18 protein-coding genes are annotated in these 15,737 nt (G+C 65.4%); 14 read left to right on the forward strand and 4 right to left on the reverse strand.

The window, feature by feature from the left end; all coding sequences use genetic code 11:
- The first annotated feature begins 92 nt into the window (after positions 1–92).
- The 5 genes from AC13FN_RS08030 (at position 93) to AC13FN_RS08050 (ending at position 2,917) form a co-directional block, all read left to right on the forward strand.
- Positions 93–1,133 carry a hypothetical protein gene (locus AC13FN_RS08030; protein ID WP_049433775.1) on the forward strand — a complete coding sequence of 347 codons (1,041 nt, stop codon included), beginning with the start codon at positions 93–95 and terminating at the stop codon, positions 1,131–1,133.
- Positions 1,130–2,011, forward strand: coding sequence for a TolB family protein (locus AC13FN_RS08035; protein WP_049433776.1), 882 nt, complete (start codon positions 1,130–1,132; stop codon positions 2,009–2,011). Before AC13FN_RS08030 ends, AC13FN_RS08035 begins: the two co-directional genes overlap by 4 nt.
- 68 nt (positions 2,012–2,079) lie before the next feature.
- A complete protein-coding gene (locus tag AC13FN_RS08040) occupies positions 2,080–2,433 on the forward strand; it encodes a GFA family protein (protein WP_482984440.1) in 354 nt (117 codons plus the stop codon).
- Between the two features lie 27 nt (positions 2,434–2,460).
- Positions 2,461–2,616 (forward strand): hypothetical protein, encoded by a 156-nt coding sequence (locus AC13FN_RS08045; protein WP_482984439.1) that lies wholly within the window; start codon positions 2,461–2,463, stop codon positions 2,614–2,616.
- The gene (locus tag AC13FN_RS08050; protein ID WP_049433778.1) at positions 2,609–2,917 is read left to right on the forward strand and encodes a DUF6958 family protein; all 309 of its coding nucleotides are present in this window, start codon (positions 2,609–2,611) and stop codon (positions 2,915–2,917) included. Before AC13FN_RS08045 ends, AC13FN_RS08050 begins: the two co-directional genes overlap by 8 nt.
- Here AC13FN_RS08050 and AC13FN_RS08055 read toward each other — a convergent pair whose 3' ends face one another.
- Entirely contained in the window at positions 2,918–4,273 is a 1,356-nt protein-coding gene (locus AC13FN_RS08055) for a sigma-54 interaction domain-containing protein (protein ID WP_312383216.1), read from the reverse strand.
- Positions 4,274–4,670: 397 nt separating this feature from the next.
- Here AC13FN_RS08055 and AC13FN_RS08060 point away from each other — a divergent pair, with 397 nt between their 5' ends.
- The 6 genes from AC13FN_RS08060 (at position 4,671) to AC13FN_RS08085 (ending at position 10,081) form a co-directional block, all read left to right on the forward strand.
- Entirely contained in the window at positions 4,671–5,201 is a 531-nt protein-coding gene (locus AC13FN_RS08060; protein WP_482984438.1) for a hypothetical protein, read from the forward strand.
- Positions 5,198–5,815, forward strand: coding sequence for a hypothetical protein (locus tag AC13FN_RS08065; protein ID WP_217013414.1), 618 nt, complete (start codon positions 5,198–5,200; stop codon positions 5,813–5,815). Before AC13FN_RS08060 ends, AC13FN_RS08065 begins: the two co-directional genes overlap by 4 nt.
- A gap of 43 nt (positions 5,816–5,858) precedes the next feature.
- On the forward strand, positions 5,859–7,175 hold the full coding sequence (locus AC13FN_RS08070; protein ID WP_053443090.1) for a hypothetical protein: 1,317 nt from the start codon (positions 5,859–5,861) through the stop codon (positions 7,173–7,175).
- 100 nt (positions 7,176–7,275) lie between these two features.
- The gene (locus AC13FN_RS08075) at positions 7,276–7,980 is read left to right on the forward strand and encodes a C39 family peptidase (protein ID WP_053443091.1); all 705 of its coding nucleotides are present in this window, start codon (positions 7,276–7,278) and stop codon (positions 7,978–7,980) included.
- 12 nt (positions 7,981–7,992) lie between these two features.
- Complete coding sequence (locus tag AC13FN_RS08080) at positions 7,993–8,742, forward strand: hypothetical protein (RefSeq protein ID WP_053443092.1); 750 nt, start codon at positions 7,993–7,995, stop codon at positions 8,740–8,742.
- A 46-nt stretch (positions 8,743–8,788) separates the two neighbouring features.
- On the forward strand, positions 8,789–10,081 hold the full coding sequence (locus tag AC13FN_RS08085) for a transporter (RefSeq protein WP_482984437.1): 1,293 nt from the start codon (positions 8,789–8,791) through the stop codon (positions 10,079–10,081).
- Between the two features lie 61 nt (positions 10,082–10,142).
- Here the strand turns inward: AC13FN_RS08085 and AC13FN_RS08090 are convergent, their stop codons facing one another.
- Entirely contained in the window at positions 10,143–11,402 is a 1,260-nt protein-coding gene (locus tag AC13FN_RS08090) for a phage exclusion protein Lit family protein (protein ID WP_049433519.1), read from the reverse strand.
- Between the two features lie 4 nt (positions 11,403–11,406).
- Positions 11,407–11,715, reverse strand: coding sequence for a Pepco domain-containing protein (locus AC13FN_RS08095; RefSeq protein WP_049433520.1), 309 nt, complete (start codon positions 11,713–11,715; stop codon positions 11,407–11,409).
- A gap of 251 nt (positions 11,716–11,966) precedes the next feature.
- Between AC13FN_RS08095 and AC13FN_RS08100 the strand changes: the two genes are divergently transcribed.
- From AC13FN_RS08100 to AC13FN_RS08110, 3 genes are read left to right on the forward strand one after another with little or no spacing between them, the layout of a single operon-like run.
- Complete coding sequence (locus AC13FN_RS08100; RefSeq protein WP_049433787.1) at positions 11,967–13,106, forward strand: SPFH domain-containing protein; 1,140 nt, start codon at positions 11,967–11,969, stop codon at positions 13,104–13,106.
- Between the two features lie 20 nt (positions 13,107–13,126).
- A complete protein-coding gene (locus AC13FN_RS08105) occupies positions 13,127–14,479 on the forward strand; it encodes a TFIIB-type zinc ribbon-containing protein (protein WP_401740448.1) in 1,353 nt (450 codons plus the stop codon).
- Positions 14,476–14,733 (forward strand): hypothetical protein, encoded by a 258-nt coding sequence (locus AC13FN_RS08110; protein ID WP_049409605.1) that lies wholly within the window; start codon positions 14,476–14,478, stop codon positions 14,731–14,733. Before AC13FN_RS08105 ends, AC13FN_RS08110 begins: the two co-directional genes overlap by 4 nt.
- Positions 14,734–14,831: 98 nt before the next feature.
- Here the strand turns inward: AC13FN_RS08110 and AC13FN_RS08115 are convergent, their stop codons facing one another.
- A complete protein-coding gene (locus AC13FN_RS08115) occupies positions 14,832–15,728 on the reverse strand; it encodes a tyrosine-protein phosphatase (RefSeq protein ID WP_049487021.1) in 897 nt (298 codons plus the stop codon).
- Positions 15,729–15,737: the final 9 nt, after the last annotated feature.

Raw genomic sequence — 15,737 nt, forward strand, 5'->3', positions numbered from 1 at the left:
AAGTGTGGCTTAGCCTGAGCCCCGATATCTGCGTGGTCAATCCCCCCTCGTGCCCGCAACGATGGAGGCACCTTCGGTAGCGGATCACGCACATGGATCGACGGCAGTTCCTGGCCACTTTGGCCGCCGCGGCAGCGTCCACCGCCCTGCCCTCCGGGTGGGCCCTGGCCAGCCACAGCGAAGATTGGACATGGTTGCAGGGCAACTGGCGGGTCCGGCACCAGCGCCTGAAGGAGCGCCTGGTGGGCGATACCCGCTGGGAGTCTTTCACCGGCTCCAGCGCGGTCTGGCTCACCCTGGGCGGGCTCGGCACCATTGATGACAACGTCATGGCGCTGCCTTCGGGTCCCTACAGGGGGCTGGGCGTGCGTGCATTTGATCCAGTGTCTTCCACGTGGTCGATCTGGTGGATCGATGGCCGCAATCCTGCCCATATCGAAGCCCCCGTGCGCGGGGGCTTCGAGGGCGATGCCGGCAGCTTCCGTGGCACCGACCGGATCGACGGGCGCCCCATCGATGTGTGGTTCCGCTGGCATGACATCCACGGCGAGGAGCCGTGGTGGGAACAGGCGTTCTCCGACGATGCCGGTGCGCACTGGGAAGTGAACTGGCGCAACTGGTTCCGGCGCACTGCTGCGGTCCCCGCTCCGCTTCCGAAGCTGCCGGATGCACCGGGCGATTTTGATTTCCTGGCGGGCCATTGGAACGTGCGCCATCGTCGCCTGCGCGCTCGGCTGGCAGGCAGCGATGCGTGGGACGCGTTCAACGGCACCCTGCACAACTGGCCGGTACTGGGAGGGTTCGGCAACGTGGGTGACAACCTGATGGACGTGCCTGGAGCACCGCTGCGCGGCATGGGCATCCGTGCCTGGAATGCGGCGGAGCAGCACTGGCTGAGCTGGTGGCTGGATGGCCGCGAGCCGACCCGGATCGGCGCGCCACTGCGCGGTAGTTTCGAGGCCGGTGTCGGCCGCTTCTTCGGCGAAGAACAGCACGACGGTCGATCAATCCAGACCCGGGTGATCTGGTCACGCATTACCCCGCATTCGGCGCGCTGGGAACAGGCGGCCTCGACCGATGGTGGACGCAGTTGGGAAACCAACTGGGTCAGCGACTTCGAGCGACAGGCATGAAGGCGCTGTTGGCCGTGGTGCTGCTGGTTGCTGCGTCGCCTCCTGCGTCTCCATCCAGGGTGCTGCAGATCTTCGGCCCGGCCGAGCGCTTTGCCCCGGGTGTTGCATCCACGCGGTACGACGAGATTCGACTGACCTTGAGCCCGGACGGAAAGACCGCGCTGTGGTTCAGCCGCAACCGGCCCGGCGGTCCGGGCGGGTATGACATCTGGGTCGCCCGCAACGATGGGCAGCGCTGGCGGCCGGCGACGCCGGTCTCGTTCAACACGCCGGGACGTGACTTCGATCCCGCCTTTTCCGCCGATGGCCGCGTGGTGTTCTTCTGTTCGGATCGCGCAGGCGGCCAGGGCGGCGACGATCTGTATCGGGTCAGCATGGGGAGCGACGGTCGATTCGGGGAGCCGATCAATCTTGGCCCCGCAGTGAACAGCGCAGCCGATGAGTTCGCGCCGATGCTCTCGCCGGATGCAGGCACGCTACTGTTCTCCAGCGATCGCGCAGGCGGTGCGGGTGGTCATGACCTCTACATTGCAGCGATGGTCCGTGGCATGGCGCAGCCGGCACGGCCGCTGCCGGGAGACCTCAATACCGCAGCGCAGGAGTTCGATGCCACCTTCCTCGGTGACGGCCGCACGGTGGTGTTTGCCCGCGCCCTGGACTTCGGCAGTGCACCGGTGCGCCAGTTCATTGCCTACGAGCGTGGAGGCCGTTATGACGCCGGCCATGCGTTGCCCTCCCCCTTGAACGAGGCCTCCGGCGACAGCTACGGCGCGATGCTGGATGGCTCGCAACCCGGCAGCTTGACCTATTCGGCGCGGCGCGCGGACGGTGCAGGGTTGGACCTGTACCGCGTCCGCTACCGGATGAAGCGCCCTTGAAGGCGGATGGTGTCGATTCCCGGCGCCCCGGTTCGTCGAGAGGATGACCACCCAAGGAGAAAATGCAGATGCCCTCCCATCAGTTCCTTGCCTGCACCTGCGGCCAGGTCCGCCTGACCGCCACGGGCCGTCCCATTGCCACCGTCGAATGCTGCTGCGACAGCTGCCGCAAGGCCGGCGCCATGCTGCAGGCGCTGCCCCGCGCACCGGACGTACTGGGCCCGCATGGCCAGTCGCTCTTCGTAATGCATCGCAAGGATCGCGTCAGCATCGATGCCGGACATTCCATGCTGCGTGCTTTGCGGTTGTCCAGCAGGGGCGGCAGCCGCCGCGTACTGGCGGGATGCTGCAATACGCCGCTCTTCCTGGAGTTCAGCGGCGGCCATTGGCTGAGCCTGTATGGCCTGTTGTGGCCGGCATAGACAAGACCTGCCGTGGAGATGCGGACCATGGTCAGTGATCTTCCTGATGCGTCTGTGCTTCCCGACGATGTGCCGAACCTGAAGACCCGGTCGCTGCGCTTCTATGCCCGGTTGATGAAGGCGTGGATCGCCATGGGCTTCCGCAGCCCACGCATCGAGGTCGCGGGAGATACCCATGCCTGAGCCCGAACGGATCGAGATCGAAAGCATCACCACGCCCGGGCACATCCAGCGCGTGGATCGCGCCAAGTACCTCGCCATGCGCCATGCCTTGCTGCGGGCGCTGCCTGCGCAACCGCCCGGCCTGACCGTTGCGCAGGCGAAACAGGCACTGCTGCCGCACCTGCCCGCCGCGCTGTTCCCGGCAGGTGCGACCGCCGGCTGGTGGTTGAAGGCCGTGCAGCTGGACCTGGAAGCCAAGGGCGTGATCGAGCGCGTCGCGGGCAAACCGTTGCGCCTGTTCAAGCACCTGGCGGCCGGCTGATCAGCGCTGTGCAGGTAGTTCCAACCGGTGCTTGCGGCACAGGCGATACACCGTGACCCGCGATATCTGCATCTGCCGCGCGCACTCGGAGACGTTGTAGCCGGTCTGGCGCAGGGTCTGCAGCAGTACATCGCGCTCGGCCTGGCCGCGCGCATCGTGCAGCATCGCCGCGGGCAGGACCGCTACCGATGCGCCCAGCTCCAGGTCACGCTCACTGATCAGCTCGCCTTCGGCCATGATCGCTGCACGCTGCACACGGTTCAGTAGTTCGCGTACGTTGCCGGGCCAGTCGAAGCGCCGCATCGCCTGCAGTGCAGCCGGTGCGAAGCCGCGCGCACGCACGCTGTGGCGCAACCGGAAGCAGCGCAGGAAGTGCTCGGCCAGCAGCTGCACGTCGGCACCGCGCTCGCGCAGCGGTGGCATCAGCAGGCGCAGCACGTTCAGGCGGTAGTAGAGATCGCTGCGGAACCGCCCCTGCGCCACCGCGTGTTCCAGTTCGACGTGGGTCGCGGCAAGTACCCGCACGTCCGCGCGCAGCGGCTGGCTGCTGCCCACGCGCTCGAAGGTTCCTTCCTGCAGCACGCGCAGCAGGCTGGTCTGCGCTTCTGCCGGCAGATCGCCTACCTCATCAAGAAACACCGTACCGCCATGGGCGGATTCGAACACGCCGATCTGCCGCTTGTCGGCACCGGTGAACGAGCCGCGCTCGTGTCCGAACAGCTCCGACTGGACGAGGTTGGCCGGAATCGCACCACAGTTCACCGCAATGAAAGGCCTGCCGGCGCGCCCCGACAGCGCATGCAGCGCATGTGCAGCCAGTTCCTTGCCTGTACCGGTTTCGCCGGTGACCAGCACCGGCAGTTCCACCGGCGCGAACTTGTGCAGCACCGTGCGCACCGCATGCAGCGCAGCGCTTTCGCCAATCAATGCGTGCGGTCCGTACCCACTGCAGGTTGCATCGACAGGCGGATCATCCGCATCGAACTGCTGACGCATCGCGCAGACCAGGTCCTGCAGGCCGAACGGCAGCGTGAAGCGCGCGCCGCATCGCTGCAGCAACGGCAGCCAGGCCGGCGATGTGGGTCCGGCCCCCGGAGGCAGTACCGCCAGCCAGGGCAGATGCTGGTGCTGCTCGATCCACGGTGCCAGCAGCTGCAGCGCCGCCGCATCGAGATGGCGCAGATCGAGTACGGCGAGCAATCGATCGCGCCCACGCAGGCCTATCGCCATGGCGGGATCGGGATGGATGCTGCGCACATACCAGCCCGCTGCCGCCAGCGCACTGCGCTCGTTCGCCAACGGCTCGCCAAACCAGAGCACGCAACGTGACGTAGAAGCCTCCGGGACCGCTGCCATGCTTCCCCCAGCATCCGGACACCGTCGGCGGACTGTCAGGCAATCGCCGGCGTGCCGCCCCCCCGCCGGGACCTCTACGGCCACCGGGGCGGCCTTTGTTGGGCGGATCCTAGCGCTTCCCTAAACGGCGGCGCAATGAGCAATGCGTCAAGAAATTTGTGGATGAACCGGCACCGTTGCAGACGGCGGCGCCACCTGTAACACCCATGCAACAGTTGCACGCCGCCCTTGCCCTGCGGTGCCTGGGGCTTCGAAATCCCAACGATTCCCCGACGTGCCTGTAACACCGTGGCAGCAGCACGGTCAGGAGCTGCAAGGTCCCGACATTGGCGGGTGGGCACTTCCAGGTTGGCACGGTTGATGCGTGGTTCCGCCGCACCCACCGCGGGAGATCGGCATGGACGGCACCACCCTGATTCGCGGCCTGGCCGCAGCACTGGCAATAGCCCTGCTGTCGGTTGGCGCGGGCGCATCCGCGTCCGGCGCCCGCCAGGGCGTGAAGGCACAGCCGGGCGAAATCGTCCTGTTGCGGGACGTATCCGCGCGGCCGGCCTATCGCATGGCGCCACCGGGCATGGCGCTGATTGCCGACCCGAAGCCACAGCGCGAGATCGCCACCGCATTGGGCGCCGGTGGCACGACGAACGGCATGGACGAGTTGAGCGATGAGGACTATGCCGGCATGGGTGCCGGCCAGGCAGCGTCCGTCGCGACACCGGGCGGCACTACCGTTGAACGGGTCACCCAGCAGGCCCTGGGCGGCACGCTTGGCCGCGGTGGTGATGGCATGGTCGGCAGCAACCTGGGAGGCGCCATGAGTGGTCCGCTCGGTGCGGTGGGCAGCAGCACCCGCGGTATCGCCAATACCGTGCGCGGCGCACTGGCCCAGTTCCCCCTGCAGGGCACGGCCCCGGCAGGTGGAAAATGAAGGCCCTGCACGGCTTGCTTCTGCTGCTCGCTGCCGCGCCCTGGGCGACCCGGGCCGATGACTACAGCGGCATGCTCGCCTATCTCGACGTGGCCCGCATCGACGGCCACGCACTGGCCGGGGCGACGGGTGCCATCGCCGTGAACCAGGCCGCCGGCGACCTCAACGTGCAGGCCAACCTGCGGGGCCTCGCCAAGGGCGATCGCGCCGACGTGGCGATCAATGCCCGGCAGCTGCAGCAGGGGAACCGCGTGCTGTCCGGGCCGCTTCAAGCCACCGCGTTCATTGGCGGTGACGCACTGGCCGGTGCCAGTGGCATCGCATCCATCAACCAGGCCAGCGGCATCGCCAACACGACGCTCAACGTCGTCAGCGCGACGCTGGCCCGACAGGGCATACGCGAAACCGACGATACGGCCTTGGCCGCCGAGGGTTCCGCGTTGGCAGGGGGGCGGGACGACACCGGTCGCGGCGTCGCGACGGGCACCCGCAGCGCCGGTGTAGCCAGCACCGCACTGCGGGGATTCGACGGGGTCCTGCAACTCAATCAGATCGCGGGCAACGGCAACGACACGGCCAACGTACTGGGCCTGGTCGTGCACGACCGCCCGTGACAACCACCCAACCGATGCACCACCTGATGAGAGAGAGGGCACCATGAAAGCGACCGTCAAACAGACCATGCTCGCCATGGCGATTGCCACTGCCTCGACCGCCGCTGCGGCCAATGGCTGGGACAACCAGAACGCCAACGCGAACATCAACCACAACCACACCGTCAGCGAGACCCGCAACGACACGCACAACCATACCGACAACGACGTGCGCAACCGCACCGTCAACGTCAATGTGCAGAAGCACAGCAACATCCAGGCCGACGAACGCAAGGAAAAGAACAACCACGGCGTCGACGTGAACCTGGAGAAGGACCTGCGGCTGAGCACCGACATCAATTTCTCCGGCGACCCGAACATCACCGGCGACATCGACCTCGACTCGGCGGCCATTGCCGTGATCGACAACCGCCAGTCGATCAGCAACAACGCCACCAGCAACAGCCTGGTCACCAACAGTGCGTCCATCGGTGACAGCGTGGGTGCCGGCGCATCGGGCAATCTCGGCTTCAACGTGGTATCCGGCGACAACAACGCCCAGGACAATGCCGCGTCGTTGTCCGCTGCCGATGCGTCCTTCAGCTTCGGCATGGCCGACGCCGAGGTGTTCGTCAACCAGGCCGGCTTCGGCAACGCCACCATGAACTCCGGCGTCACCAACGCCGCAGGTCTCGGCGGCAACGCCTTTGGCGGCGCGTCCGGCAACATCGGCGTGAACATCGCCTCGGGCAACAACAATGAGCAGAAGAACGCGCTCGCGGCCTCGGTAGCGACCACGGCGGTGGCCCAGTCGAGCATCAGCTCCAACCAGGTCTCCACCGGCAACACGGTCAGCAACGCCGGCTTCGTGCAGTCCTACACCGATACCGTGCAGGTCGGCATGCGTGGCGGCGTCAGCGGCCTGACCCTGGCCTATGGCGCGGGCACTTACCGCGGCACCGGCAACGCCTACCAGATGGCCAATTACTACCTGGATACGTGGAGTGGCGAGCTGCCGCACCCGGGTGGCAACAGCACCGGCCATATCGATCTGGACAACCAGATCCAGAACGCCACGATGAACCCCAACCGGCCGGGGGTGGGCGGCCTGGGCTTCGATACGCGTGAGAGTGGCACCAGCCAGTTCGTCGAACTGGGCGTGGCCGACCTGTATGCCAGCCTCAGCGGCACGGTCAGCACCACGCGCTGGGTGAACGTCAACGCGACCAACACCTCGGCGTTGTCCGGCAGTGCCTTCTCGGGCGCCTCCGGCAACATCGGCGTGAACGTTGCTGCGGGCACCGGCAACCTGCAGGCCAACAGCCTGGCCCTGGCAGTCGCCCAGCCCAGCACCGGCGGCGGTGGTGGCAGCGGCGAGTAAGCGCAACACCCCGGCCGTCCGCCAATGGCCGGGTCCCCGGGAGCCCCTGTTCCTCCTCCCCCTTGGGACAGGGGCTCCCCCCTGCTGCTGGAGAACGTAGATGATCCGTTGCCCTCCATCGACGCGCCTGCTGGCCTTCCTGTTGCTGATGGGCACCGCATCGGCATGGGCGGGCGAGGTCCACTTCGCCGGCGTGCTGCCCAATGGCGCGCTGCTGCAGCAGAAGGTGGAAAGCATGCAGGAGCGGCGCTACCGCAACGTGGTGCGCCAGCACACCGATTACAGCTGCGGGGCGGCCGCATTGGCGACCATCCTGCGCCATGCCTATCACCTGCAGACCGACGAAGCGACGGTGATCGAAGGAATGATGGGGGTTTCCGATCCAGCGCTGGTGGCCGAGCGCGGATTCTCCCTGCTCGACATCAAGCGCTACGTGGAATCGCTGGGCATGCGTGGCCGGGGCTACCGCATCGATGAAACACGACTGCGCACCCTCCGCGTGCCAGGACTGGTGCTGATGGACGTGCGCGGCTTCCGCCATTTCGTGGTGCTCAAGCAGGTCCGCAACGGCATCGTGGAAGTGGCCGACCCGATCCTCGGCAACCGCAGCCTGACGCTGCCGGAGTTCCTGGCTGCCTGGCCATCGCGTGCGGTCTTCGTGGTGATCGGCAGCGACTTCGATCGCAATACCGTTCTTCTGCAACCCAGCGAACGGCCAAGTGCCCGCGCACTCTACGCGCGGCAAGGGCCGATCACCGATGCCGAACTGGTCGACTTCGGCTTCAGCCACGCCGACCTGTTCTGAGGAGGTACGACCATGTTCCGTCAACACGTATGGATGGCGCTGCTGCTGATGGCCCCTGCCCTGCCCCTGCAGGCCGCCGACGGCAGGACCGGGCGTGGACTCACGGAAATCCCCGACCCGGAGCTGAGCCAGATGCGGGGGCGCTACACCGTGGGCGGCAACAACGTTGCCTGGTTCGGGGTCACCATGGTGTCGCAGTGGCAGGCCAGCAACGGCACGACCCTGCAGGGCAGCCTCACCCTGGGCATGGACTTCCGTGGTGGTGGCGCGCCGAAGCTCAGCTTCCAGCCCAGCGTGCATGTCACGGCAGCCGATGCGCCGCTGCCCGATACCCGCGGACGCAGCATCGACAGCAGCGGCCTGGCCAACGCCAGCGGCCTTGTGCAGAGCGTGCAGGTGGCCGGCGATGGAAATGTCGCGCGCAACGTCACCACGCTGACCGTCCGCGAGGGTGGCGTACCGGCTGTTCTCTCTGATGGCGCAGGCAACGTCACCGCGCAGCGGGCCGGCGCCAGCGCGACGGCCGTGCTGGAAGGCAACCAGGCACGCCTGCTGCTGCAGGTGGATGGCCAGGGGCTGGTGCAGCAGTGGATCCGCAATGGCAGCGTCGGCCAGGGCATTGCCCTCGCCGGTGACGGCCAGATCGCCAGCAACCAGCTGCGGCTGGAGCTGGTGCGCAACGCCGTGGGCGGCAACCTGCCGTTGAGCCAGAACGTGGCCCAGGCGATTGCGTTGAACCGCGGCATGGGGCCGGGCCAGTAGCAGGGCCTGGCATTGGGGGAAACGCTCCACAACGCAGGACACGAACATGCACACCCTGATGAGGATCACCCCGTTGGCGCTGGCGGCGCTGGCGGGCACCGCCCTTGCCGCACCGCCGACGCCTGACGATGGCGCGGACGTGCAGGCCCTGGCCAACCAGCTGGAACAGCTGAAAGCCAACTACGCACAGGAAGTGCGGCGGCTGCGCGAACTGGACATGCAGGTGCAGGCCATGCAGGCACGCCTGGGCGGGCGGGTTGGCCCAGCCTCGACCCCACCGGCCGCGCCATTGGCGCAGGCGGCGGCTGCCGCGGTTCCACCAAGCAGCGAGGGCTACGCCAGTACCACCGCCGAAGCCCAGCAGGCCAAGCAGGAGTCGCGGCGCAGCGTGGACGACGTGAAGCAGCAGCAGTCGGCCCTGTTCTCCCGTCGCTTCACCGTCGAGAACAGCCTCACCTACGCCCGCTACGACCGCAAGCAGCTCACCCTCAACGGCTTCCTCGCGTTGGACGCCATCTTCCTCGGCAATATCGCCATCGAGAACGTGGAGTCCGACTCGCTGACCTACAACGTGGCGGCCCGCTGGGGCGTCAGCCCGAACCTGACCCTCAACCTGGATGTGCCCTACCTGGCGCGGCGCACCGTATACCAGAAAGGCGGCGCCGGCGGTGCAGCGGCCGCCATCGCGCAGGAGCAGACCAACGGCAACGGCCTGGGCGACATTGGCCTGAGCGCGAACTACCGGCTGTTCGGCGAACGCGGCTGGCGCCCGGAGACCGTGCTCACGGCCGGTGTCACTGCCCCCACCGGGCGCGCGCCTTACGGCCTGGACTGGAAGGTGATCGAGCGCGATGTCGACGACTACATCCGCTTCGCCGTGCCGCGCGAGCAACCCACCGGCAACGGCGTATGGCAGGCCAACCTCGGCCTGTCGATGGTGAAGACCGCTGACCCGGCCATCCTGTTCGCCAACATCGGGTACGTGCACTCCATCCCTCGCGGCTTCAGCGACATCGACAGCAATCCGGATACGGTCAACCCAGGCGACGTGAAGCTGGGCGGCTCGGTGTACTTCGGTGCAGGTGTTGCCTTCGCATTCAACGAGCGGACCAGCCTGAGCCTGTCCTTCAGCGACCGCATCAGCGCCCGCGCCTCCACCCGCTTCCAGGGTGGCAAGTGGATGAAGGTGATCGGCAGTGACGCCAATGCGGCATCACTGAACCTGGGCGTGACCTATGCGTTGAACCAGCACACCACGCTGGTGACGCTGCTGGGCATCGGGCTGACCCCGGATGCACCGGACTTCACGCTGGCGTTCAAGATTCCTTACATGTTGTAGCTACTTGACCAGCTCGTCCCAGCCAGTCATCGGCATGGCTGGGCCGGCTGCCCTGCCCTCATTATCGGTATCGGCTGAATACACACTCCAGAAGTGTGTCCATCGGCTTTGAATAGTTTCCCTGCAGACTATAGAGGAGCTTCATCCGGCGAAAGCGCCGCTTGATCTCTTCATCAGAGAATTCAGGCGATCCCGATCGATTCGCGAGGAAGAATCCATCGATCACCGGACTCAGCACTGCCTCGACAAGCTTCACCGGATAACCACGTCCCAGAATGGGCCTGATCTCTTCCCGGAATCGGGCGTAGTCAGGGACGTCTTCGAGTGAGCACTCATCAAGCAGTGCATGGATGTCGTCTGCGAATGCATTGGCCTCGGCGGAGAACCGCACTTCGATGTCTGGCAGCAGATCAGCAGCCCTGGAGAACGCACTATCGATCAGATCTGCAACCAAGACGATCTGTTCGAACGCCGCGTCATCCTCACAGCAATCGCGCAGAGCCCTTCGCATCGCCGCAAGCCGATCGGGGAGAGCAGGATGAGTGCCGGCATCAGCCGCACGATCGCCCAGGCGTTCCAGCAAGGACCACGACTGCAGCGCGAACTCCGCAGCGGCATAGCTGAGCATGTGGAAATTCGGATCATCATCACGCGCCAAACTGGCGTGCATCGAGAGCTGCACCGCGATGTAGTCGCAGACAAGCTCCTCCTCCACGGCGCCGACGGCTTCTGGCCGCTCCTCTCGCAGCTTATCCTCGACGTCACACATCACATGCGCGAGTTCATGTGCAACCAGAAAACGCTGAGCACGCATGGCGAGCTCGCTGGCATAGATGCGCTGATGCTTTGAGATTTCGTAGTCAGGACCGAAACTGCCCTCGCACTGCCACCAGACAATTTCGCTGAGAATGCGTGCCAGCTCGTCAAGCTCAAGCCCCATGGAAGGATTGCTTTCAAGACGAATGAGCGCACTGGAAAGAGGTCTTGCGACCCGATAGAGGTACTCGGGGAGCGCTGAGGTCATCACGATGCCGTAACTCCCGTCCTGGAACGTCTGGACGTATACGGCAGGGTTGTGCTCGCAGATCTCCGCAGCTGAGATCCGGCCATCGTCAAGGCGGCTGATGATGGACTCCGGAAGAAGCGGCCGCAGATCTCGAAGAACCATCTGAACCCGGCAGATGGCATCTGGCAAGCCAGTTGCCACAGGTAGTTCCAGCTCCTCGGCAATCTCAGCGATCAGTTCGGGACGCACTTTTCCGAGCGGGTGATCCTGTTCCTGCTTCCGACGTTCGATGAAACTGCTGGCTTGAGTGCTCATCCCATCAGCCCTTCCGTTTGAGCTTGAGCTTGAGCCCCGCCTGGGTTCCGGCCGAGAACTTCCCGAGCAGTTCAACGCCGCCGCTTGCAGTTACGGCCAACGAAAGTTCGATTTCGTCCACAACGACTGAAGTCGACGCCAGAAAGCCATCCTCCAGCATCTTCGAGAAATGATCGGCCATCTTTCGGACACTATCGTCCATTTCCATGGCACCTACTTCAACCACACGTGCCATGCCGGAGCGCATCGATGCCAGGCCGTTTCTTACATTGCCCTCGGAAGGCTCTTCAACCAGAACGCGAATAACATCCATGAATCCCCCTGTTCTTCCGTTGATACTCTGAAGTTCATATTGCCTTATTTGAGGCAGGCTGATTATGTCCCGGTGGTGCGCCTGAATGCCAGATCAATCTACTGCCCGGACGCGCTGAGCCGATCTCGGCGCAAGCGATCGAAGGCACCGACGGCATTCACCCACCGGCACCACAGCTGCCCCCGGCCACTGCTATATTCAGTCCAGCTCGGCAGGCATGGTGCCTGCCCTCGAATCACAGGGAGTTGGTCATGGGTCTGGTACAGGCGGTGAAGGGTGCGGTTGGCGGTGTGCTGGCCGACCAGTGGAAGGACTTCTACACCGTGCCGGCGGGCCTGCCGTCCACGGCCGCCCTGTTCGCGGCGGTGCCGCAGGGCACCAATGCCGGCCGCGGCTCCAACACCAGCGGCTCGTCCAACATCATCAGCAACGGCTCGAAGATCATCGTGCCGGAGGGCTACGGCCTGCTGCTGTTCCAGGACGGCGCGATCACCGCGTTCGTCGCCGAGCCGGGTGGCTACGAGTGGCGTTCGGACGATCTGAATTCGCAGTCGATCTTCGCCGGCGACGGCCTCGTCAGCACCTTCATCAAGCAGAGCTGGGAACGCTTCAAGTTTGGCGGCCAGCCGGGCTCGCAGCAGGCGGCCTACTTCGTCTCGCTGAAGGAACTGCCGGACAACCGCTTCGGTACTCAGTCGGAAATCTACTGGGACGACGGCTTCCTCAATACCCAGGTGGGTGCGGTCACCCGTGGCTCGTACACGCTGAAGATCGTCGACCCGATCCTGTTCGTGAAAAACTTCGTGCCGGCCAGCTACCTGCAGCCGGGCCAGGTGTTCGACTTCACCGATCTGGACAACGCCGCCGCCAGCCAGTTGTTCAATGAAGTGGTCGGTTCGCTGGCGCCGGCCTTCAGCCTGTATACCAACGATCCGGGCAAGGGCAACCGCATCACCAAGCTGCAGCAGGACTCGCTGGGCTTCGCGCAGAGCCTGTCGGCCGCCGTTGAACAGGGCTACCAGTGGAAGTCCGACCGCGGCCTGGCCATCGTCAAGACCGCCATCGTCTCGATCGAGTACGACGCCAACACCCGCGAGCTGCTGAAGACCGTGCAGCGCGCCGATGCGCTGTCCGGTTCGCGCGGTAATTCCAACCTGCAGGCCAGCGTCGCCCAGGGCATCCAGTCGGCCGGCGAAAACGGCGGCGCGGCAGGCCTGGTCGGTGTCGGCATGGCGTCTGGCATGTTCGGTGTCGGCGGCATGCAGCAGCCGGTCACACCGGCCGCAGACGATCCGGTGGCCAAGCTGAAGAAAGCCAAGGAAATGCTGGACCTGGGCCTGATCACGCAGGGCGACTATGACGCCCTGAAAGCCAAGGCACTGGGCCTGTAACGGCAGGACGCACACCCAACATGTCCGATCCCCGAAACGGCCCACCGCCGCTGCCCGGATCCGCGCCCGCGACGCCGCCGCCCTTGCCGGCGGCGTCGTTGGATGGGCCCGGTTCGCCGCAGGACGTCCCTCCCCTGCCCGGCAGCTTCCCGCTGGACACCTCGAAGCTGCCGCAGGCCATCCGCGATGAAGTGGAAGCGCCCGACCCTGTGGCCATCGATACCTCGGCCAGCGAGCTGAAGGACGGCCTCAACCGCTGCCCGAAGTGCGGCGCAACCGACATCCGGCCGAAGGCCGGGACCGATATCCTGGTCTGCCTGTACTGCCGTCACGAATGGCATGGCGCGCGGGTCGAGGAAGAATTCGGCCTTGGCGAAGCCATCGACCAGCTGCGCGGTACGGTCATCGCCTCTGGCGCACGTGACATCGATGCCGACACCTCGGCACTGATGACGTTCAAATGCACCGGTTGCGGCGCCGAAGTCACGGTCAATACCGAGAGTACGATGACGGCGCGCTGCCACTGGTGCCGCCACGTCTTCGGCGTCAACGAGCAGATCGCCAATGGCGCGGTGCCTGATGCGGTGCTGCCCTTCCATATAAAGAAGGACGATGCGGTCGCGCGCATCCGCCAGTTCGTCGACAAGCGCCGCATGTTCGCGCTGAAGGCATTCAAGGACCAGTTTACCCCGGAAAACGTGGTGGGCGTGTTCCTGCCCTACATGATCGTTGACAGCAATGTCAGCGCGGCTGTGGCCGGCAAGGGCGAGATCCAGACCCGGCAGTACACCGTGGGCAGCGAGAAGAACAAGCGCACCCTGTATGACGCCGACGTCTACCAGGTCGAACGCCAGGTCGATTTCACCGTCGACGATCTTCCGCTGGAATCCTCGTCCGAGCGCGGTAATCTGGATACCCGCGCCAATACCAACAACATCATCAACACCATCCTGCCGTTCGATACCAAGAACGCGGTGAAATGGAACGCTTCGTACCTGGCCGGCTTCACCTCTGAGAAGCGCAACCTCGACGTGGAGAAGCTGCGGCCGCGGCTGGAAGACCAGCTGCTGTCAATTGCCCGCGCACAGGTGGAAGGTTCGGTGAAGCGCTACAACCGTGGCGTGCGCTGGGAACAGGAACAGCTGGAGGTGCATGGCACCCGCTGGGTGTCGATGTACCTGCCGGTTTGGTTGTATTCGTACCACCAGCCCGGCAGGAACGGCGGCATGCTGCACTACATCGCAGTGAACGGCCGTACCGGCGAAACCATGGGCAGCGTGCCCGTGCAGCAATGGAAGATGCTGCTGGCGGCCCTGGCCACCGGCACCGTCATTGAAGCCCTCGCAATTGCCTTCCTGGTGGCATCGACATGAGTGACGACAGTGGCCTCTGGCTGTTGGCGGCAGGTCCAGCCGGCGCGACCGCGCTGTACTGGGCGCTGTACCGCTATTACCGCAACACCGACAAATCGCATTCCTTCGAGCACGAGACCGAAATCGAGGCGCAGCCCGTGACCGGTTCGGACCAGAAGGTCGACCGGATCACCGGCACCGAGGACAAGCGCATCCGCGGTGACAATGTGTATGAGTACCGGAAACGGGTGGTAAGGGTGAAACCCGATCAGTAGAGCCAGGCCGCCTGGCTGCGGGTAATGCCGGCCGCTGGCCGGCATTCCTTCGGTCTCTGGACGTCAAAGGGGAGCCGGCCAGCGGCCGGCAATACTTATCAGCCGGCCTGCCCCAGCCGCACCTTCAGCTGCTGGATCTCCTGCTCGCTGACCCCGATCGCCTTCAGGTAGCCCTCCGCTCCACCGTACTGGCTGTGCAGCGCCGCCAGGAACTGCTCCATGTTGCCCGGCGCGGTACCGGCCATGCCCGCCATCTTGCGGCCGATCTCCGGGTTCTGCTTGACCAGCGCCATGATCTGCGCGTTCATCGCGCTGTCCTTCGGCTGCCCCTCCAGGTAATGCGCGGAGATCGCGTAGTTGTGCACGATCTCGGCCTTCGGCACGCCGGCCAGGTCCAGCAGCAGCCCGGCGATGATACCGGTGCGGTCCTTGCCGGCCGTGCAATGGAACAGCACCGCACCGTCCTGCTGCGCGGCGATGCGCTGGAACACCTGCTTGAACTGCGGCTGGCTATGGCCCAGCCACTGCACGTAGGCTTCGCCCAGCGAATCCGGGAAGCTGGTCATCATCTTCTGCAGGTCCATCTTCTCGGTACCCATCAGCGAGATGCGCTGATAATCGAAACGATCATCGCGGGCCAGGAGGTCCGGCGACTGTGCTTCCTCATCGGCGGTGCGCAGGTCGATGTCCAGCTTCACGCCCGCGGCAACCAGGGCATCACGGTCGGCATCGGTCAGGCGGCCGAGGTCGGCGGTACGCACGAATGCGTCGGCCGGAATCGGGCCGTGGCGGCCTTGAAGGCCGGCGAACGTACGCACGTTCCAAGCGCCCTGCAACGGGATCACGCGCTGCGCATCTGCCGCAACAGGCTTCACATTGGCGGCGGCGGGCACCTTCGTGGAAACGGCCTGCGGCGCATCAGCGGCAACAGCCGTCGCGGCCATCGGCAGGCTCAGCATCAGGGCCAGGGCGAGTTCGGTATGGCGGGTCTTCATGGGGCTCTC

This window comes from Stenotrophomonas sp. 115C5, assembly GCF_056861055.1.